We start from the raw sequence: 19,632 nt of genomic DNA on the forward strand, positions 1-19,632 counted from the left end.
GGCGCCTCAGCGCCGCCTTGCCATCGATAGACTCGGCGGCCGAAAAAAATCAGGCCGCTTCTTCCTTATCATCATCTTCTTCGGACTCGTCGCCTTCAGCCTTCACGCTGTCCTCGGCGTCGTCTTCGTCCTCGTCTTCTTCCTCTTCATCTTCGTCGTCATCCGAGAGCGTGGCAGTTTCGGCGGACTCGTCGCCTTCCCCATCGTCGCCGTCTTCGTCGTCATCAGACAGGTCAGCGGCTTCGATCGCTGCGGCGGCGGCATGATCGAGGATGGTTTCGGAAGCGGATTCAAGCGCCCCGGCGGGAACCGGGGTTTCTTCTGTCACTTCGATTTCGTGATCGGAATTCATGGAAGCCTCCGTGGGGTTGGGGAACATGTCCCTTTTGCCACGGAGAGATCATCGCCATATGACTGTAAGCCGGCTCGAACGGCAGGTAGCAGAGAATATTTTCTTCGCCTTAACCTGCGATCCTGGAGAAATCCGCGACCTGGCCGGTGGCCGCGCGGATGCGGGCGAGCAGCGCGAGGCGGTTGGCACGCACCGCCTGATCCTCATCGTTTACAAGAACATGCTCAAAGAATGAATCAACCGGCTCGCGCAACACGCTAAGCGCCAGCAGGGCGCCGGAAAAGTCATCGTTTTGAATAGCTTCGCCGGCTTGCTTCTCAGCCTGATTCACCGCCGCAAACAGCGATTTCTCGGCATCCTCGCGCAAAAGTGCCGACTCAACGGTTTCGGCGACCACCGTTTTCTTCTTCTCCTCGGCGGCCAGAATGTTGGCCGCACGCTTGGTGCCGGCGAGCAGATTCTTACCGTCCTCGGTGTCGAGGAAGGAGCCCAGCGCCTCGACCCGGCGCACGATCTGCAGGAGATCGTCGGACTGCGATTGGCCAATCTCCCTCCTAGAGGGGGAGATGCCCGGCAGGGCAGAGGGGGGCGCTTCGCGCTGAGAGGTCGGCGGGACAGCGCCCCCCTCTGTCGGCTTCGCCGACATCTCCCCCTCTAGGGGGGAGATTGGGCGCGAACCTGTCGACAACACTGCGTCGATGAGATCATGCCGTGCGCCCTGGTCGCGCAGATAGACTTTTAGGCGGTCGTGGAAGAAGGCGAGGAGGTCGGAAGCCGTCCCGACAATGGATGTCAGCGCTAGTCGAATATTATTTTCGACCAATATTCTAACAACCCCGAGCGCGGCCCGCCGCAACGCATAAGGGTCCTTCGACCCCGTCGGCTTCTCGTCGATCGCCCAGAATCCGACCAGCGTGTCGAGCTTATCTGCGAGGGCCACTGCAACCGAGACCGGATCGCTCGGCACATAATCGGATGGGCCCTGCGGCTTGTAATGTTCCTCAATGGCAGCGGCCACGGACGGGTGTTCGCCCTGCAGCAATGCATATTTATGGCCCATGGCGCCCTGCAACTCGGGAAACTCGCCAACCACTTCGGTGGTGAGATCGGCCTTGGCGAGAACCGCGGCGCGAGCGGCAAGCGCGGTAATCTCCCCCCTCGAGGGGGAGATGTCGCCGAAGGCGACAGAGGGGGTCGGTACGACCGGACGCGACGCCCCATCGCGGTCAGAGGACGCCGGCGCTTCACGCGCGGCGACCCCCTCTGGCCTGCCGGCCATCTCCCCCTCAAGGGGGGAGATTGACTGCGCCACGATCGGCGCCAGTTCTTCCGCCAATCGCTTGATCCGCTCCACCCGTTCGCCCTGCGTGCCGAGCTTGGCGTGGAAAGTCACGCCGAGATGGTCGAGCCGGGCCATGCGCTGGTCGAGCGGCTTCTTGAGATCAAGCCCGAATTTTTCCGCCGATGCCTCGAGCTCAGCCAGGTCAGGCAAATCGCCCTGGTCGGTCGTCCAGAAATAAAGCGCGTCGGACAGGCGGGCGCGCACCACCTTGCCGTTGCCGTGGGCGATCTCCTTGCCGCCATCCTTCGCTTCGATATTGGCGGTGAGGACGAAGCGGTTGGAAAGCGCGTCGGCGACACCCTGTGGCCGCGTCACAAAGCATTTCTGGTTGGCGCGAATGGTCAGCCGGATCACCTCGGCCGGAATGGCGAGGAATGCCTCCTCGAACTCGCCCATCAGCACGACAGGCCATTCGACCAGCCCGGACACTTCCTCCAGTAGCCCTTCGTCCTCGACCAGATCAAGCCCGTTGGCGAAGGCGAGATTGCGGGCGTCGGCAAGGATGATCTCCTTGCGGCGGTCGGCATCGAGCACGACCTTGGCCGCTTCCAGCTTGGAAACATAGTCGTCGAAGCGGCGCACCGTAATGGCGTCAGGCGCATGGAAGCGGTGGCCGTAGGTGATGTTGCCGGAGCGGATGCCGTCGATCTCGAAATCGACCACGACAGGCTCCTCGGTTTCCGGACCGAAGGTGCACAGGATCGATTGCAGCGGCCGTACCCAGCGCAGTGAACCGGGCTTGGCCGAGGCCGGCCCCCAGCGCATCGATTTCGGCCACGGAAAATTGCGGATGATGCCCGGCACCAGGTCCGCGATGATCTCTTCCGCCGCCCTGCCCGGCTTCGAAATGTGGGCGACATAAAAATCGCCCTTCTTCGGATCGGAATGGACATGGGCCTCGGCGATCGAAGAAAGTCCGGCCTTGCGCAGGAAACCCTGGACTGCCTGTTCAGGCGCCGATGTCGAAGGCCCCTTGATCTCTTCGCTTATATCCTTCGAGCGCGCGGTGAGACCCCTGATATCGAGCGTCAGCCGGCGTGGCGTCCAGTACTCGCGCGCCGCCTCATAGGTCAACCCCGCCTCGACCAGGCCGTCGGTCAGCATCTTCCTGAGATCACCCGCCGCCTTGCGCTGCATGCGGGCAGGAATCTCTTCCGAGCGGAGTTCTAGAAGCAGGTCAGGCATGGATGGGGCTCACGCGGCAAAATGGTCCGGGCGGGGGCATAGCAACTCGGCTGGCCGCTGTCACCCTTTCCGCGCGGGGATCGCCGATTTGCGCCCGTTTCCAGAAATTTTGGCCGCCCTGTCGGGACAAGACCGCGCCACCCGTCCTTGGATCAAAAATTTCCATGAACCGAACGCAGCGCTGAAGCGACCCACGCTCAGGCAGGAAACTATTGGCTCAACGACCATGAAAACGGCATCCAGACTTCTGCAGATCCTCGCGCTCGGCGCCTGCTTCACGGCGCAGGCTCACGGTGCCTTCTCGATGCCGGGCGTTCGACAGGCATTGCGCACGATCGACGGTGCCGGCGGTCAGGCCGTACCGCCGATCAACGTTTCCCTCGAGATGATGAAGCGGGCCTGAAGCTCAGGCCGCCAAGCCACCCGCCTGCGTCTTCAAAAACGCTTCGCCGCAGGCCTTGGCCAGATTGCGCACCCGCAGGATGTAGCTCTGCCGCTCGGTGACCGAAATCACGCCGCGTGCGTCGAGCAGGTTGAAGACATGGCTGGCCTTGATGCACTGGTCGTAGGCCGGGAAAACCATGCGGTGCATCGGCAGATTGTCGTTCGATGCCGGCGCGCCGGCGTCGAGCAGCGCCTTGCACTCGGCCTCGGCGTCCTCGAAGTGGCGCAGAAGCATCGCCGTGTTGGCGTGTTCGAAGTTGTGGCGCGAATATTCCTGCTCGGCCTGCAGGAAGACATCGCCATAGGTGACCTTGTCGGCGCCTTCGCGGCCGTTGAAATTGAGGTCGTAGACATTGTCGACGCCCTGCACATACATGGCCAGTCGCTCCAGCCCGTAGGTGAGTTCGCCGGCCACCGGCGCGCATTCGATGCCGCAGACCTGCTGGAAGTAGGTGAACTGCGAGACTTCCATGCCGTCGCACCAGCATTCCCAGCCGAGACCCCAGGCGCCCAGCGTCGGGCTTTCCCAATCGTCCTCGACGAAGCGGATGTCGTGCAGCAGCGGATCGACGCCGATCGCCGCCAGCGAGCCGAGATAGAGTTCCTGTAAATTGGGCGGGTTCGGCTTCAGGATCACCTGGTACTGGTAATAATGCTGCAGCCGGTTCGGGTTCTCGCCATAACGCCCGTCCTTGGGACGACGCGAAGGCTGGACATAGGCAGCGTTCCAGCGTTTTGGGCCGAGCGCGCGCAGCGTCGTTGCCGGATGAAAGGTGCCGGCGCCGACTTCCATGTCGTAGGGTTGCAGGATGACGCAGCCATAGGCCGCCCAATAGTTGTGCAAGGTCAGGATCAGCCCCTGGAACGAGCGGCTGGGATGCATATGGGCGGGGATTTCAATTGTCACGGATGGCCTCGACAGCACAGGCTAGCTTGCCGGCACGTCCTAGAGACCCGGCAGCAAAGCGTCAAGCAAAGCACGCCGATGCGGTCACCCCGACATTATGGACAATGTTGAAAGCTTTGCAGGGGCTGGCCCATTGCCCATCTCTCGGGCCTGCGCTCTGTTCGCCTGTGCAGCAACGACAACAGGTTTCAGCCATGCCCAGCCCGATCGTCATCCGCCCTGTCGCGCGACAGGATTTCGAGCAATGGCTGCCGCTGTGGGACGGCTACAATGCGTTTTATGGCCGCTCGGGCGAAACGGCCCTGCCGGGTGAGATCACCCAGATGACATGGTCTCGTTTCTTCGATGCCTATGAGCCGGTCCACGCGCTGGTGGCCGAAGGCGAGGGACAGCTTCTCGGCCTCGTGCACTATCTCTTCCATCGCAGCACCACGGCGATCGCGCCGAATTGCTATCTGCAGGACCTTTTCACCACGCAGGCCTCGCGTGGCAAAGGCATCGGACGGGCGCTGATCGAGGGCGTCTACGAGCGCGCGCAGGCGGCCGGCTCAGGCCGGGTATACTGGCTGACGCATGAGACCAATCACACGGCGATGAAGCTTTACGACAAGGTCGCCGAACACTCCGGCTTCGTCGTCTATCGCAAGCTCTTCTGAGGCAGCCGGCCGAATCCGGTTCAAACGAAAACGGGACTCCGAAAAGAGCCCCGTTCGCCTTGAATTCAAATGGCTGACGTCACCCCTTCGGGGCGGGCACCGGCTCTGGCTTGACCTTCGGGGTTTCCTGCGCCGTGTTGGACTCGATCGGCGGCAGGCCCTTCATCAGCTTCTGCTGCAATTTGGCCAGCACATCGGGATCCGGCTTCAGGTCGCGAGCCTGGTTCCACTGGAAAGTGGCTTCCAGCTTGCGGCCGACGCGCCAGTAGGCGTCGCCGAGGTGATCGTTGAGAACCGGATCTTCCGGCTTCAGCGACACGGCGCGTTCCATTTCGCGCACCGCGTCATCGAACCTGCCGAGGCGGAAATAGGCCCAACCCAGCGAATCGACGATGTAACCGTCGCTCGGCCTGAGGTCGACGGCCTTTTGAATCATCGCCAGGCCTTCCTTGAGGTTCATGTTCATGTCGACCCAGGAATAGCCGAGATAGTTCAGCACCTGCGGCTGGTCGGGGAACAGTTCCAGCGCCTTGCGGAAGTTCGGCTCGGCCTTGGGCCATTCCTTCAGACGCTCATAAGCGATGCCGCGCTGGTAGAAGATGTTCCAGTTGGCCGCGGTCGGCGCCTTCAGCACCTCGACGGCCTTATCGTAGAGAGTGGCGGCCGAACGGAAATCGTCCTTCGAGGAATAGACGCCGCCGAGCGCCAGATAGGCGCGCATGTCATTGGGATGGGCGTCGACCAAGGCTTTCAGATGGGTGATCGCTTCTTCGTGACGGTCGAGATCGGCAAGATTGAGGCCGAGTTGCAGGTCCGAAAGCTCCTTCAGCGGCGAAGCGGCAGGAATCCGGCGATAGAGCGCGATGGCACCTTCGCCGTCCTTCAATTGCTCGGACACGGCGGCGAGTTGCACAAGGGCAGCGTCGCTGTCAGGCTTCAAAGCAAGCGCATATTGCAGATAGAGGCGCACGAACGGCTCGCCGCCGCCACGGTTGAGCGCGGTGGCGAGGTCGAGCAGGATTTCGGAGGCGCCATCGGATGGGCCGGCAACCAGCGGCGCAATCTTGTCGCCTTTTGCAATTCGGTCGCGCAAGGCGACGATTTCCAGCTTGCCCGGCGAAAACGCCTCGGCCTGGTCGAGCACCGACAGCGCCTTGGTCTTGTCGCCCTTGCGGACCAGGAACGAGGCGTAGGCCTGGGCATTGCGCATCCAGGTTTCGGGAGCGGCACCGCCGGCGGCGGTATCCTGCATGGTCGCGGCATAGATCGCCTCGGCCTTTTCGGGCATGCCGGATGCATCAGCGATCAGGGCGCGGTGGAACGACTTGAACAGGCCGAACCAATCCGGCCCCTGCAGCTTGTCGATGGACGCCATCGCATCGGCAGGCTCTCCGGCGCCTTGCTGCGCCCAGCCGGACATCACGCCGGAGATCAACCGGTCGAGATCGGATTCCAGCGACAGCTTGAGCCAGTACTGCGCCTTGGTGAAATCCTTCTTGTGGAAGGAATCGACGGCGAGCGCCAAGCGCGAGAAACGCTCGACGTCAGGCACTTCCTTGAGCTTGTCGGCATAGACCAGGGATTCGTCGAAGCGCCCTTGCGCGATCAGCGACAGCATCAGGCTCTGCTGCAGGCCGGTGTCGCTCGGGTCGAAGGCCAATGCTTGCTTGTAGTAGGCGATGGCGCTGTCGAGGTCGTTGTCGCCCTCGGCGATCCGGGCCGCCAGATAAGCGCCCGAAAACGACGTGATCTTGACCGGTTCGGTGGTTTGCTTGGCATAGGCCGGCAAAGCCGAGATCGCCATGCCGGTCACAATTGCCAGCCTTGTCAGCCAGCGCGCACGTCCTTGCCGCATCATATCCCTTTCAGCCAGGCGCCATCTCCGCATCAGCGGGATCGGCGTAGACTCGATCTTTCCAGGCAAAGCATGGCCTTTTTGGGGTCGCGCTTCAATCCGCCTCGAATTCACAATCCGGGCACCCGATTAACAAATCATGGCGACAGGCACCAGTTTTCCGGTCTTGAATTTCGGTGTTGGCCCTGCACGGCGCCGAAGATATCGCAGATTCGACCCCTGAGCTCGGCTTCGACCGCTAAGGCTCGGGGCCAATATCAACCCTCGGCTGGCGCGGCGGACCGCTGCACCAGCGTGTCGCTATATCCACCGGCCGCTATCGTGCTGCACAGTTCGTTCCATTCGCAGCCGCCGCAGGCCTTGCGTACAAGGCCAGCCGAAAACGCCTGCCGCATCCGGGCTAAGGTCCCCGTGTCGAGATCGAGGTGGGTGCCGACCCGGATTGGCCGCGCCAGCAATTCCTCTACATCCAGCCCGGCGAGCCGGTCCCGCTCGACGACGCTCTCGTTGAGGCAGTGAGGTTCCGTCTCGTCGAGCAATGGAGCGCAGACATCATCGGGGCCGGAAACGAGGAGGATGTCCTCGCCCCGGCCCAGGCGCTCCGCGACGCGATCATAATTGGCGGTGAAGGCGGGGCTGTATCCCTTGCCCACATAGGTGAGCAGGCAAAGGAGATGATGGGCGCGCAGCTTGATCGTCACGGATTGGCCGGCTTGGCCTTGCCGCCGGGAAGGGCCATGAGGGTCGCGGCACCCAGCGCTGACTTGAGCAAGCCGCCGACGATGAACGGCAGGAAGCCGAAGGTAACGGCCTGTTCGGCTCCAATCATGACGGCAAGCCATGCTGTGCCCAGCACAAGGCAGGCAAGGTTGCCAAGCAGCATGGCGACAAAGGCAAGCATCACCCTTTTGCCGTTCCAGCCGCGTTCTGCCAGCCAGCCGACCAAGGCGCCGACAAGCGGGAAGGCGAAGAGATAGCCACCCGTCGGCCCGACGAAATGCGCGGCACCCGCTGCCCCTCCGGACAGAACCGGAAAGCCGACCGCACCCTCGACCAGCCAGGCGACGATGGTGAGCGCGCCAAGCCGCCAGCCATAGAGCGCGCCGATCAGGGTCACGGCAAAGGTCTGCATGTTTACCGGGACCGGCACCATCGGCACCTCGATATAGGACGCCAGCGCCAGGAACAGGGTGCCAAGCACGACGGCTCCAACCTGCCAGGCAAGAGAACGATCCTGGAGCCGGAGCGGACTGAACGACGGCTTGCCGGGGGAGAATGCGACGTCTGTCATTGGGATTCCTTCGATCGATTGCAAATTATAGATAATTTCTGTTTTCGATCTATTATCGAATCCACAAATTCTGCGGGATAGCAAGCCTTGGCTTTTGCAGAAGTCGTTCAACCCACGATGGCAAAAGCTTCGCGCGTCGTCCCGGAGGCCGTCCTGACCGGCTTGCGGCCAATCCATTGGACGTGCCGCCCCAGTGTGACGGCCGCGGATTCGGTGTTTCCCTGCCGCAAGGCGGCGAGGATCGCGCGATGGTCCTGATCGGTGCGCGTCTCCCACTCCGACCGCCATGCCGCGAACAGGAAACGGGCGCTTGCCGCGTGCAGGTCGTCGATGGTCGCGAGCAGGCGCGGCATGCCGCATGGCGACAGGATCAAGCGGTGGAAGGCGCGGTTGGCCTCTTCCCACGACCTGACATCGCGGGACTTGTCGCCGGCCTTGGTCGCCTCCTCGGCGAGATCGAGAATGGCCGATGTCAGGTGCGGCGCGGCGTGGCGCAGCGCCAGCACCTCAAGGGCGGCGCGCATTTCGGCGACCTCCTTGACCTCGCCCAGATCGAAAGACGCGACGCGCACGCCGCGCCGCGGCTCGCCGATGGCCAGCCCTTGCGCCTCCAGACGCCGGAAGGCCTCGCGCACGGGAACATGGCTGGTTTGGAATTCCTCGGCGATATGATCCTGCCGAAGCCTGGCCCCCGGCTCGATCGCGCCCGAGATGATGCGGTCCGCCAGAACCTTGCTGATGCGCACCGCGATGGTCTCGTCCGTGCCCTTTGCCATGTTTTATAGATAATTTGCGGCAGGGCAGCTTGTCGAGCCAATTGCAGTCGAAATCGCGAGGCGCCAGAAGCAAGACTCAAGGCTGTGAGACGAAACCGTCGAGCGCAGGCATCGCCACGGTGACCAGGTCATGCAGCCGCTTCTTCGGCACCCCGTCGCGCGCCTGCACTGAGAGGCCAAACAACAGCGTGGTGTAGTAGTCGCCAAGCGCTTCCGGATCGGTATCCGGCTTGAGGTCGCCGTCGCGAACACCCTTTCTCAGGCGCTCCACAATCAATGCATTGCGCGCCAGTCGGCGCTCGGCCAGCCAATGCAGCACGCCGTCATTTTCGGTAGCGCAGTTGGTGGCGGCCGAGACAACCATGCAGCCCTTCGGCAGATCCGGCCTTGTGTAGATATCGATCGCATCGCGCAGCAGCCGCTCGACAAACCGCCGAGCGGTTGGTTCTTCGGCAAGGGCACCGGTGGCGAAGCTTCCTTCGCTGGTTTCGTAGAGAACAACGGCTTCGCGAAACAGATCCTCCTTCGAGCCAAAGGCGGCATAGATGCGCGCCGAGGCCAGGCCAAGCATGGAGACGAGGTCGGCCATCGAGGTGCCCTCGTAGCCGCGCATCCAGAAGGCATCGCGCGCTTTCTGCAGAGCCTGGGCTCTGTCGAACTCCCTTGGCCGTCCCGCCATCGCAACCTCCATTTCTTTATCGATCCACAAATAATCCGCTTGACTCAAGATTGCAAATTCAATTCTTTGTCGATCGATAAAGAATCGAAAGGAGACTGGCATGAGTTCACTCGATCAAGGGCTGCCATTCGGCGCCACTACGACACAGGGAGGGATTGGCGCGAAGCGCGGCGCCACGCTGGCATTGCTCGCCTTCGCCCAGCTTATCATCGCTCTCGACATCAACATCGTCTTCGTGGCGCTGCCCGAAATCGGGGCTGGGCTGGGCTTTTCCGGCCAGACCTTGCAATGGGTGGTGAGCGCCTACACCGTGTTTACCGGCGGTTTTCTACTGTTCGGCGGCCGCGCCGCCGACCTTATCGGTCAGCGCCGCATCTTCATCTTCGCGCTCTGGCTCTATGCGCTTTCGTCGCTGGTCGGCGGCCTCGCCTGGTCGCCGGAAATCATCATCGCTGCGCGTGCCGTGCAAGGCATCGGCGGCGCTTTCCTGTTCCCGGCGACGCTCTCGCTGATCAACCGCCTGTTTGCCGAAGGACCGGAACGCAACAGGGCGCTGGCGGTGTGGGGCGGTGCCGGCGCGAGCGGCCTTACCCTTGGCTCACTGGCCGGTGGAATCCTGACAGGCGCCTTCGGCTGGTCGTCGGTCTTCTACGTCAATGTGCTGCTGGCTGGCATCGCCATCATCGCCGCATTTGCCATCATTCCGCGCGATCCCAAGCGGCACCAGCACCGCAACTTCGATCTGCCGGGCGCGCTGACCGTCACCGCAGGCGCCACATTGCTGGTCTTCACGCTGGTCCAGGGACCTGAATATGGCTGGGGTTCGCCAGCGATCATCGCCAGCGCCGCACTGGCAGCGATCTTCGTTATCGCCTTCGCGCTGATTGAGGCGAAGAGCGCTGACCCGCTGATGCCGCTGCGGCTGTTCCGCAATCGCAGCCTCGTCGCCGGCATGACGATCACCTTCCTGTTCATGGGAACGTTCGGAGCCCTGCCCTATTTCCTGACCGTGCTGTTGCAGACCGTACATGGCTTCACCGCCCTGCAAACAGGCCTGGCGTTCCTGGTGCCGTCGATCGCCATCGCCGCCGGCACGCAGCTTGGTGAACGCCTGGCGACGCGCTTTTCTACACGCTCGACCCTGGTCGGCGGCATGATAGTCGGCGCAGCCGGCACAGCGCTGATGGTCCTTGGAGCATCAGCCGACAGCAGCTATGCCGCCATCGTTCCCGGCCTGATCATCTCCGGTGTCGGACAGGGCATCGTCTGGACCGCCATGTGGATCGCGGCCGCGTCGGGCGTGGCACACGACGAACAGGGCGTTGCCTCGGGAATGGCCTGCACGACGCTCAACATCGGCAACGCGATCGGCATGGCGACATTGATCGCGATCGCCAACAGCCATGTCGGCGGATTGACTGGCGATGCACTGAAGGCCGCGATCGCCGACGGCATACAGATCGCCTTCTGGCTGGCGGCGGCGGGCATCTTTGTCAGCCTGCTGGCCGCGTTCGCTTTGCCGGGAAAGGCGAAGCAGCCGGCAACCGGGTGACGCCGCTCAGTTCACCCGGCTGATGCAGAAATCGATGACGTCGATCAGCGCCGATTTCTGCGGCGTCGCTTCCAGCGGCGCCAGCGCGTCGCGGGCGATCTCGCCGAAATGGCGGGCTCGTCCGATCGTGTCGGCGATGGCGCCATGGCGGGTCATCAGGCCGATCGCCTTTTCCAGGCCGGCGTCATCGGTGACATTGTCCTCGATGGCACGCTTCCAGAAAGTGCGCTCGGCCTTCGTGCCCCGCCGATAGGCGAGAATGACCGGCAAGGTCACCTTGCCTTCGCGGAAATCGTCGCCGACATTCTTGCCGAGATCCTTGCTGGTGCCGCCATAGTCCAGCGCGTCATCGATCAGCTGGAAGGCAAGGCCGAGATTCATGCCGTAGGAGCGCAGCGCCGCACGATCGTTGCGGGTCGCCTGGGCAATGACGGGCCCGACCTCGGCAGCAGCCGAAAAAAGTGCGGCGGTCTTGGCCTTGATGACGGCGAAATGCTCGTCCTCGGTGGTTTCGAGGTTCTTGGCGGCGGCAAGCTGCATAACCTCGCCCTCGGCGATGATCGAGGCAGCACTCGACAGGATATCGAGCGCTTCGAGCGAGCCGACATCGACCATCATGCGGAAAGCCTGGCCGAGCAGGAAGTCGCCGACCAGCACGCTTGCCTGGTTGCCCCAGATCATGCGGGCGGTCTTCTTGCCGCGCCGCATGCCGCTTTCGTCGACGACATCGTCGTGCAGCAGCGTCGCCGTGTGCATGAATTCGACGGAGGTGGCGAGCTTGACGTGGCCTTCGCCGGCATAGCCGAACATCTGCGCGGCGGCCAGCGTCAGCATCGGCCGCAGCCGTTTGCCGCCGGACGAGATCAGATGATTGGCGACCTCCGGGATCATCTCGACGTCGGAGCCGGCCTTGGACAGGATCAATTCATTGACGCGCCCCATATCGGCCGCTGTCAGATCGATCAGATCCTTGATGGAGGCGGGCTCCCGCTTCCCGTTTTCGATGTTGAGAACGACACCCACGACAATCACTCCCGTCTTGGTATAGAGCGTGCGACGGCACCCTTAGTCCCTGCATGGACTCTAGGGCGGCGGACATGGCCACGGCAAGTGGCGAATTGGCGCGGCGTCGATGACGGAATGTCAACGACCACAGGGGGAACGGGGCTCTGCCTCGGAATCCCCTGCCCGTTTACATCAATAGCGCAAACTGCGAGTTTCATACGATGATAGAACTTGTCCGCACCAACGATGCCGTGATCATCTCCTTTGTGGAATCGCTGATGCGCGACGCCGGCATCGCCTGCTTTGTCGCCGATCAGAATATGAGCATTCTCGAAGGATCGATCGGTCTTTTGCAGAAACGCGTCATGGTCGACGCCGACCAGGCCGACGCGGCACGGCGCATCCTCAGGGATGCCGGTATCGCCAACGAGATCCGCGGAAAATAATGTCCGCCGCGCCCGCCGCCCTTGTTCCGGACACGCCGGCCCATACGGTCGACGCTTTCCATCGCGGCCGGTTCTGGCTCGTCCAGCCCAAGCAGGGCGGCCATCGCGCCGGCATGGATGCGATGATGCTGGCGGCATCCGTGCCATCGACCTTTGGCGGGCGCCTGGCCGATTTCGGCGCGGGAGCCGGAGCTGCCGGACTGGCGGTGCTGTCACGCTGCCCGGCGGCACAGGCGGTGCTTGTCGAACGAGCGCCGGAAATGGCGGCCTTCGCGGCGGCGACGCTTGCCCATCCCGGCAATGCCCATCTCAGCGATCGCGCATCCGTGCTGGTCGCCAATGTCACCGTATCGGGCCGGGCGCGGGCGGCCGCCGGCCTCGCCGACAACGACTTCGACTTCGTCATCATGAACCCGCCTTTCAATGCCCCCCGGGACCGCGCCACATCGGATCGCCTGCGAAAGGAAGCCCATGTCATGGAGGACGGGCTGTTCGAGAGCTGGATCAGAAGTGCGGCGGCGGTGGTGAGGCCGCGCGGCGGGCTCGCCGTAATCGCCCGGCCCGAACAGCTCGGCGCCATTCTCGATGCGATCGCCGGCCGCTTCGGCGATGCCGAGATGCTCGCCGTCCACCCTCGTCCCGATGCGGCGGCGATCCGCATCGTCGTGCGGGCAGCGCTCGGGGCGCGGGGAAAGCTTGCCATACGCCCGCCCCTAATGCTCCACACGCAGTCAGGCAACGGCCCCGACGAGCGCAGCGAAATGATCACCAACGGCCTCGCCTCGCTGTTCGGAGATTGAGCTATTCTGCCCGGCGACATTGCCGTTGGCCGGGAAATCCCTACATGCCTGCAACCCACCGACCGGAGACCGCGCCCTCGTGAAACGCCTTATCAACCGCCTGCTGCCGAAATCCTGGCGCTCCACCGTCGTCACCATTCCGGTCATCCGGCTGCACGGCACCATCATGGCAGGCGGTGGCCAGTTTCGGCCGAGCCTGTCGCTGGCTTCCACCGCCGGCCTCATCGAGAAGGCGTTCTCCTACGACGCGCCGGCGGTCGCCATCTCGATCAATTCGCCGGGCGGCTCGCCGGTGCAGTCTCGGCTGATCTTCAAGCGCATCCGTGACCTGGCCACGGAAAAGAACAAAAAGGTACTGGTCTTCGTCGAGGATGTCGCGGCGTCGGGCGGCTACATGATCGCGGTCGCCGGTGACGAGATCTTCGCCGATCCGTCGTCCATCGTCGGTTCGATCGGCGTGGTATCGGCCTCGTTCGGCTTCCCTGAACTGATGAAAAAGATCGGTGTCGAGCGCCGTGTCCACACCGCCGGCCAGAACAAGGCGGTGCTCGATCCGTTCAAGCCCGAGAAGAAGGAAGATGTCGAACGGCTGAAGGCGCTGCAGCTCGAGGTGCACGCAACCTTCATCGACCTCGTCAAGGAGCGGCGCGGCACGAAACTGAAGGACGACCCGGACCTGTTCACCGGCCTGTTCTGGACCGGCATCAAGGGCCTCGAACTCGGTCTGGTCGATGCGCTCGGCGACATGCGAACGGTGCTCAAGACCCGTTTCGGGGCGAAAACGCAGCTCAGGCTGATCACGACGCCGCGCGGTTTCCTTAGCCGCTTCGGCCTGTTCGGCTCAAGCAAGGGCTTTTCAGCGCCCGATATTGCCGCGGCTGCCGCCAGCGGCGTGATCGATGCGGCGGAAGAGCGCGCATTGTGGTCCCGCTTCGGGCTTTGAAAACCCGGCAAAACCGTCTAGCATGAGAGCTTGAGTTTCATGCATGTCGTGTCCCAAAAGCGGGTCGGCATGCATCAACCGACCCGACCGGCCGCCTTCGCCGGCCCAGCGTGGGAGGAGTTTTGGCATGCCGCAGATCATTTTCTTCGCCGTCGTTGGCGTTGCCGCTTATTTCGGCTACCGCACCTTCATTAGGGAAGCCGAGCGCGTGACCGCCAAGGTGCGGCGCACAGAAAAGCAGACGGCCAACGGCGCGATCGGCACTTTGATCAAGGATCCGAAGACCGGCGAATACCGGCTGGCCAAGGACTGAGCATCATCCCGCAGACGATTGTGGACACCGACATCGGGTCGCGTAGCTGGCACGCACACGCCAAAATCAATCTTGCGCTGCATGTCACCGGCAGGCGCCATGACGGCTATCATCTGATCGAAAGCCTGGCGGTGTTCACGCGTTTTGGCGACAGGGTCGAAATCGCGCTCGCCAACAGCGATGAGTTTGCCGTGTCCGGCCGCTACGCACCGGCCGTTCCAGTCGACGCAAGCAATCTTGTGCTTAGGGCGCGCGACGCCCTGCGACAGGCGGTCGGGCAAGAGCGCACACCGCCGGTTGCCATCCGGCTCGAAAAGAACCTGCCGGTTGCCTCCGGCGTCGGCGGCGGTTCGAGCGACGCGGCGACCGTGCTGCGCGGGCTGGTGGAGACATGGGCGCTGGACATCGACGGCGCAGAGCTGGCGCGGATCGGCCTTTCGCTTGGCGCCGATGTGCCGATGTGCCTGGCGGCAAAGCCGCTGGTAGCGCGCGGCATCGGGGATGAACTGTCGATGGTGCCGGATTTTCCGGCGCTTGGCCTGGTGCTGGTCAATCCAGGCACCCCGGTGTCGACGGCGGATGTCTTTGCAGCGCTTTCCCGGCGCGACAATGAGGCCTTGCCGCCGCTGCCGCGCGGCATCGATTTTCACAGCCTGCGCAACTGGCTGGAGATTACTCGCAACGATCTCGAGCCCGCGGCGCTGGCGATGCAGCCCGCCATCGGCAGGGCGCTTTCCTGGCTGAACAAGGCCGGATCGGGTTTTTCACGGATGTCCGGGTCCGGCGCCACCTGCTTCGGCCTGTTCGAGACCGGCAATGTCGCCAAGCGTGCCGCTGCCGAGATCCGCGGCCGCCAGCCCGACTGGTTCGTCGCGGCGACGCGCACCATCGCATCGGAGGGCGCAGATGGCCAGAATTGACGAGAGCCGCTCCTTCATTCCCGTGCGCATCGCGGTGCTGACCGTTTCGGACACGCGCAGCCTCGCCGACGACAAATCCGGCCAGACGCTGGCCGACCGCATCGCCGAGGCCGGCCATCTGCTGGCGGCCCGCAATATCGTCACCGACGACCGTGAGAAAATCCGCGACACAGTTCTGGCGTGGTCGCGGGATAAGAACATCGATGTCGTCATCACCACCGGCGGCACCGGCTTCACCGGCCGTGACGTGACGCCGGACGCGCTGGAGCCGATCTTCGAAAAGCGCATGGATGGCTTTTCGGAAGTGTTCCACCGCATTTCCTACGACAAGATCGGCACCTCGACGATCCAGAGCCGGGCGACCGGCGGCGTCGTCAACGCCACCTTCGTCTTCGTGCTGCCGGGCTCACCCGGCGCCTGCAAGGACGCCTGGGACAGCATCCTGAAGGCGCAGCTCGATTACCGGCACATGCCCTGCAACTTCGTCGAGATCATGCCGCGCCTGGACGAGCACTTGCGGCGCGGCAAATCGGCTCCGTAAAAGCCGAGGCAAAGCGCCGGTTCCACGCCGCGTTCGCCAGGCAAAACAGCACCGGCGCCTTTGAAACCCCATTCCAAACCGGACCTCGGAAAAGTACCTTGTCTGAAGGCGATCATCGCCGTTCACGACAAGGCAGCTACGATGACCGTGCACACCGGTGGATGCCATTGCGGCAACATACGCCTTGAATTTTCAACCGAGCTCGAGCCACCGCAAACCGAAGTTCGCGCTTGCCAATGCTCGTTCTGTGTCAGACATGGTTCGCGCGCCGTTGCCGATCCGAATGGCAGACTGGTCATCTCGGTCAAGGACGAGACGCAATTGCGGAGATATCAGTTCGGGCTGAGGACGGCCGACTATCTGATCTGCCGGCGGTGCGGTGTCTACGTCGCCGCAATCGCCAGAGATGACGATGCAAGGGCGATCGTCATCATCAACGCCCTGGACGACCGCGAACGGTTCAACCAGGAGCCGGTCCGCGTTGACTTCGATACGGAAAACAGGGCGCAGCGCCAAGCCAGACGCCGCACACACTGGACACCTGTCGAGATGAGCTTCGGATAGGCAGCTCTCAGCGGATGACCGGCTCGCCATGAAACCGTCGGCGCGACGGCGGCGATACGCCGAAGCCGACTTCCATCATCAGTCGCGGCGTGCGTGCCGGCACGGTGCCCATATGAAAGCCAAAGGGGTCCTCGACGAAGCCCAGACCGGCCTCGCCGGTGAGCGTCACCGGGCTCTGCTCGCCATAGACATCCAGCACCTGTTGCGCGGGATGGCCAACCAGAAGCGTGAGCTGATGCTTGAGGCTGCGGCGCTTGTGGCTGCCCCTGACATAGACATGCGGACCGGTGTCGGCGTCGACCGGCTTGAGGTAGAAGAAGAATTTCAGCATGCGCCAATCATCGAGGTCGAAATGATACTTGCCGAGCGAGGCGAGGTTCTTGTCGGCGTCCGAAGCCGCACCGGTTGGAAAACTCCACCAGACGCGCGTCGTGATCAGTTTTGCCTGGCCGCCGAGATAGTGCGCGGCAATATCCAGAAGCAGCGGATCGCGCTGGATGGCAAGCGCCGCCGGGCAGTCGAGGATGCGCTCGAAAAAATGCCCGCTAAGCAGCGAGCGGCCAAGGCGTTTCTCGGCCTCGGCATGTTCCCCCGGCATGAATTCGAGACGGCGGTCGAAATTGCCGAAGCAAGGCGTGCGCCCGGCGAAGTCGGCGATCTCTTCATGGATATCAGGCGGCAGGACCAAGCCTGAGAACAGCCCGTCGGAGCGCAACGCATCCACGACCGCTCCCCGTTCGACACCGGCAAACATCGTATCCCCGGCATTGGCGACCGGGCGGGCGCGTTTTGCGCCGAGCCAATGCATGCGGCGTCCAGGCATTGTGCGCGCCAGCACGAACATCGGCAGCCAGGCGGGGTTTTCGCGCAGGTCCGTCAGATAGGTTGGAATACGCACGGCGATGCGCCGCAACAGGCTGCCGTTGCGCGCAATGGCCTCGAGACTGGGCGCGCCGGATGTGTCGGGGGTTGAAAGCTTCATTGAGTCCTCGGCTATGAGAGCACCGCCGATGCCGCATCGGTGCTCGCCTCTCGGCATGACCCAAACCCAATTCCCGCTTGAACGGAAGCTAACCCCGCGTCAGATTTTGTGCAATGCACAATGACCTGAGCAACTGCAAAAATCACGTCGAGGAGCGGCGCTCCTGCTTGGCCGGCGCCATCCAGATCTCAGCGTCGAGCCGCTTCGTCGCGAGGCCGCGGGCGATGGACTCGGCACTGCCGGCGCTCTTTGCCGCGGCAGCCGCCTGACGCTTGCTGATCAGCAAGCCGTCGGCCAAGGCGCGGTTTCCCGAAAAGACCCGGGCCAGGAATGGCGTGCGACTGGCTCGCGTGCGCGAAAACCGTGCCGCCATGGTCTGCCTGGCCGTGTGGGCGACAACTTCATCGATCCAGCCCTCCACCAGCCGCGCGCCCGGCTCCAGGAGCAGCAACCAATCCCCCTTGGCCTGGCGGATGCCGGCAGCGACACCGCCCGTCACGTACTGACAGCCGGCATGCTCGGCCACATGATGCGTCTGATCGGTAGAGCCTGTGTCGCAAACGATGACTTCACGCACCACGCCTTCGACCGCGCCGCCAATCAGCGAGGCGAGCGTGCGGGCTAGGCCCTCCTCGTCATTGCGGGTTTCGATGAGAACACTGAGCATCCTCAGCCGAATAGCGGAAAGCGCCGGACAGCGCCAGTTTTTGCATCGCACCATAGAAAGTTCTTGCTTTGTTCTCTTCAACGAAATAGGAATAATTTCATGAGCAGAGCGATTCGACACAACATGGACAGTCCCTGGGAGCGGGCGAAGATGGAACAGATCGTGCGCGCCGACATTGCGGCTTTCGGAGCAGGAAGAGCCGAGATGGCCAACGCGATGGTCGAGCAGAGCGGCCTGCGTGTCCGCCCGGACCGCAACCGCGGCAGGTCAGCGGGCATCAATCCGTCCGGCCGGTTCGAGCCGGTCAGCCGGCACGTGTTCGACGATGGCTGGAATTCGCTGGAGGAACTGCCACCCTTCAAGACCGAAGTGCAGGTCGAGAAGCCGCGCACAATCATCACCCGCAACGAATCGCCCGACATTTCCTTCGATCGTTCGATCAATCCCTATCGCGGCTGCGAGCATGGCTGCGTCTATTGCTTTGCCCGCCCGACGCACGCTTTCATGGGCCTGTCGCCGGGTCTGGATTTCGAATCGAAGTTGTTCGCCAAGCCTGATGCGGCGCGCTTGCTTGACAAGGAGCTTTCGAAAGACAGCTATCAGCCGCGCACCATCGCCATCGGCACCAACACCGACCCCTACCAGCCGATCGAGAAGCAATACCGGATCATGCGCGAAATCCTCGAAGTGCTGGAAGCGCGCGGCCATCCAGTCGGCATCGTGACAAAGTCCGCTCTGGTGACGCGCGATATCGATATCCTGTCGCGAATGGCCGAACGCGGGCTGGCCAAGGTGGCGCTGTCGGTGACGACGCTCGACCGTATGCTGGCGCGCACCATGGAGCCGCGCGCGTCGACACCGACCAAGCGGCTGGAAGCGATCCGGCAGCTTTCGGATGCCGGCATCCCGGCCTCGGTCATGGTGGCGCCGATCATTCCGGGCCTGACCGACCCGGAAATGGAACGCATCCTCGATTCGGCACGCGCGGCCGGCGCGCGCGAAGCCGGCTACGTGATCCTGCGCCTGCCATTGGAGGTCAGCCCGATCTTCAAGGATTGGCTGCTGCGTCATTATCCCGACCGCTACCGCCATGTGATGTCGCTGGTCCGGTCGATGCGTGACGGCAAGGACTACGATTCGGAATGGGGCAAACGCATGAAGGGCGCCGGTCCCTATGCCTGGCAGATCGGCCGGCGCTTCGAGATCACAGCCAAGCGGCTCGGCCTCAATGCCGAACGGCGCACGCTGCGGACCGACCAGTTCGTTGCCGCCGGGAGAGACCAGGTGCAGCTGACGCTGCTTTGAGAGACAATTCGTCGCGGTGGTTTGATCCGTCGCGGCACCAGAATCCCGTCCGGCCTGCCCCGGCCTGCAGACGGTGCCCTCCCGGTCCGGCGCCCCACCCGACCCGG

At 63.2% G+C, this 19,632-nt stretch carries 22 protein-coding genes; 11 read left to right on the forward strand and 11 right to left on the reverse strand.

Annotated features, from left to right (window positions below; translation table 11 throughout):
• Window positions 1–49 precede the first annotated feature (49 nt).
• On the reverse strand, window positions 50–352 hold the full coding sequence (locus EJ079_RS31030; protein ID WP_127811017.1) for an ATPase: 303 nt from the start codon (window positions 350–352) through the stop codon (window positions 50–52).
• 109 nt (window positions 353–461) lie between these two features.
• Window positions 462–2,879, reverse strand: coding sequence for a glycine--tRNA ligase subunit beta (gene glyS, locus EJ079_RS31035; RefSeq protein WP_127811018.1), 2,418 nt, complete (start codon window positions 2,877–2,879; stop codon window positions 462–464).
• On the opposite strand from glyS, the gene EJ079_RS31040 reads away from it, so the two are divergent.
• Window positions 2,878–3,282 carry a hypothetical protein gene (locus EJ079_RS31040; protein WP_210214679.1) on the forward strand — a complete coding sequence of 135 codons (405 nt, stop codon included), beginning with the start codon at window positions 2,878–2,880 and terminating at the stop codon, window positions 3,280–3,282. The genes glyS and EJ079_RS31040 overlap by 2 nt on opposite strands.
• A gap of 3 nt (window positions 3,283–3,285) precedes the next feature.
• On the opposite strand, the gene EJ079_RS31045 is transcribed toward EJ079_RS31040, so the two are convergent.
• Window positions 3,286–4,206 (reverse strand): glycine--tRNA ligase subunit alpha, encoded by a 921-nt coding sequence (locus EJ079_RS31045; RefSeq protein WP_174800366.1) that lies wholly within the window; start codon window positions 4,204–4,206, stop codon window positions 3,286–3,288.
• Between the two features lie 218 nt (window positions 4,207–4,424).
• On the opposite strand from EJ079_RS31045, the gene EJ079_RS31050 reads away from it, so the two are divergent.
• The gene (locus EJ079_RS31050) at window positions 4,425–4,886 is read left to right on the forward strand and encodes a GNAT family N-acetyltransferase (RefSeq protein WP_023808656.1); all 462 of its coding nucleotides are present in this window, start codon (window positions 4,425–4,427) and stop codon (window positions 4,884–4,886) included.
• Between the two features lie 79 nt (window positions 4,887–4,965).
• Here the strand turns inward: EJ079_RS31050 and EJ079_RS31055 are convergent, their stop codons facing one another.
• From EJ079_RS31055 to EJ079_RS31075, 5 genes are all read right to left on the reverse strand, one after another.
• The gene (locus tag EJ079_RS31055; RefSeq protein ID WP_127328420.1) at window positions 4,966–6,741 is read right to left on the reverse strand and encodes a tetratricopeptide repeat protein; all 1,776 of its coding nucleotides are present in this window, start codon (window positions 6,739–6,741) and stop codon (window positions 4,966–4,968) included.
• 257 nt (window positions 6,742–6,998) lie between these two features.
• Window positions 6,999–7,442 carry a DUF1284 domain-containing protein gene (locus EJ079_RS31060; protein WP_127811020.1) on the reverse strand — a complete coding sequence of 148 codons (444 nt, stop codon included), beginning with the start codon at window positions 7,440–7,442 and terminating at the stop codon, window positions 6,999–7,001.
• Window positions 7,439–8,032 (reverse strand): biotin transporter BioY, encoded by a 594-nt coding sequence (locus tag EJ079_RS31065; RefSeq protein ID WP_127328424.1) that lies wholly within the window; start codon window positions 8,030–8,032, stop codon window positions 7,439–7,441. Before EJ079_RS31065 ends, EJ079_RS31060 begins: the two co-directional genes overlap by 4 nt.
• Before the next feature lie 107 nt (window positions 8,033–8,139).
• The gene (locus EJ079_RS31070; protein WP_127811021.1) at window positions 8,140–8,808 is read right to left on the reverse strand and encodes a GntR family transcriptional regulator; all 669 of its coding nucleotides are present in this window, start codon (window positions 8,806–8,808) and stop codon (window positions 8,140–8,142) included.
• A 76-nt stretch (window positions 8,809–8,884) separates the two neighbouring features.
• Window positions 8,885–9,487, reverse strand: a complete 603-nt coding sequence (locus EJ079_RS31075) for a TetR/AcrR family transcriptional regulator (RefSeq protein WP_127268976.1) — start codon at window positions 9,485–9,487, stop codon at window positions 8,885–8,887.
• A gap of 100 nt (window positions 9,488–9,587) precedes the next feature.
• On the opposite strand from EJ079_RS31075, the gene EJ079_RS31080 reads away from it, so the two are divergent.
• A complete protein-coding gene (locus EJ079_RS31080) occupies window positions 9,588–11,039 on the forward strand; it encodes an MFS transporter (protein WP_127811022.1) in 1,452 nt (483 codons plus the stop codon).
• Window positions 11,040–11,045: 6 nt separating this feature from the next.
• Here the strand turns inward: EJ079_RS31080 and EJ079_RS31085 are convergent, their stop codons facing one another.
• Window positions 11,046–12,062, reverse strand: coding sequence for a polyprenyl synthetase family protein (locus tag EJ079_RS31085; RefSeq protein WP_127272280.1), 1,017 nt, complete (start codon window positions 12,060–12,062; stop codon window positions 11,046–11,048).
• Window positions 12,063–12,265: 203 nt separating this feature from the next.
• Between EJ079_RS31085 and EJ079_RS31090 the strand changes: the two genes are divergently transcribed.
• The 7 genes from EJ079_RS31090 to EJ079_RS31120 all read left to right on the forward strand — a co-directional run bounded on the left by EJ079_RS31090 (window position 12,266) and on the right by EJ079_RS31120 (window position 16,571).
• Window positions 12,266–12,490: a DUF2007 domain-containing protein gene (locus EJ079_RS31090; RefSeq protein ID WP_063167652.1), complete on the forward strand. Its 225-nt coding sequence runs from the start codon at window positions 12,266–12,268 to the stop codon at window positions 12,488–12,490.
• Window positions 12,490–13,290, forward strand: a complete 801-nt coding sequence (locus tag EJ079_RS31095) for a methyltransferase (protein ID WP_127811023.1) — start codon at window positions 12,490–12,492, stop codon at window positions 13,288–13,290. The genes EJ079_RS31090 and EJ079_RS31095 overlap by 1 nt, the downstream gene beginning before the upstream one ends.
• 79 nt (window positions 13,291–13,369) lie before the next feature.
• Window positions 13,370–14,233, forward strand: coding sequence for a S49 family peptidase (locus EJ079_RS31100; protein ID WP_127811024.1), 864 nt, complete (start codon window positions 13,370–13,372; stop codon window positions 14,231–14,233).
• Window positions 14,234–14,360: 127 nt separating this feature from the next.
• Window positions 14,361–14,546 carry a hypothetical protein gene (locus tag EJ079_RS31105; protein ID WP_127811025.1) on the forward strand — a complete coding sequence of 62 codons (186 nt, stop codon included), beginning with the start codon at window positions 14,361–14,363 and terminating at the stop codon, window positions 14,544–14,546.
• Between the two features lie 20 nt (window positions 14,547–14,566).
• Window positions 14,567–15,466 (forward strand): 4-(cytidine 5'-diphospho)-2-C-methyl-D-erythritol kinase, encoded by a 900-nt coding sequence (locus tag EJ079_RS31110; RefSeq protein WP_127811026.1) that lies wholly within the window; start codon window positions 14,567–14,569, stop codon window positions 15,464–15,466.
• Window positions 15,453–16,007, forward strand: coding sequence for a molybdenum cofactor biosynthesis protein B (moaB, locus tag EJ079_RS31115; protein WP_127811027.1), 555 nt, complete (start codon window positions 15,453–15,455; stop codon window positions 16,005–16,007). Before EJ079_RS31110 ends, moaB begins: the two co-directional genes overlap by 14 nt.
• Window positions 16,008–16,148: 141 nt before the next feature.
• Window positions 16,149–16,571, forward strand: coding sequence for an aldehyde-activating protein (locus EJ079_RS31120; protein ID WP_127269627.1), 423 nt, complete (start codon window positions 16,149–16,151; stop codon window positions 16,569–16,571).
• 7 nt (window positions 16,572–16,578) lie between these two features.
• Here the strand turns inward: EJ079_RS31120 and EJ079_RS31125 are convergent, their stop codons facing one another.
• Together EJ079_RS31125 and EJ079_RS31130 are read right to left on the reverse strand one after the other, a co-directional pair.
• Window positions 16,579–17,553 (reverse strand): hypothetical protein, encoded by a 975-nt coding sequence (locus EJ079_RS31125; RefSeq protein ID WP_127322392.1) that lies wholly within the window; start codon window positions 17,551–17,553, stop codon window positions 16,579–16,581.
• Between the two features lie 142 nt (window positions 17,554–17,695).
• Window positions 17,696–18,220 carry a glycosyltransferase gene (locus tag EJ079_RS31130; protein WP_127811028.1) on the reverse strand — a complete coding sequence of 175 codons (525 nt, stop codon included), beginning with the start codon at window positions 18,218–18,220 and terminating at the stop codon, window positions 17,696–17,698.
• Between the two features lie 150 nt (window positions 18,221–18,370).
• Between EJ079_RS31130 and EJ079_RS31135 the strand changes: the two genes are divergently transcribed.
• Window positions 18,371–19,525, forward strand: a complete 1,155-nt coding sequence (locus EJ079_RS31135) for a PA0069 family radical SAM protein (protein ID WP_127811420.1) — start codon at window positions 18,371–18,373, stop codon at window positions 19,523–19,525.
• The last annotated feature ends 107 nt before the right edge of the window (window positions 19,526–19,632 follow it).

The sequence above is a fragment of the Mesorhizobium sp. M7A.F.Ce.TU.012.03.2.1 genome (assembly GCF_004006095.1).
Lineage (GTDB): Bacteria > Pseudomonadota > Alphaproteobacteria > Rhizobiales > Rhizobiaceae > Mesorhizobium.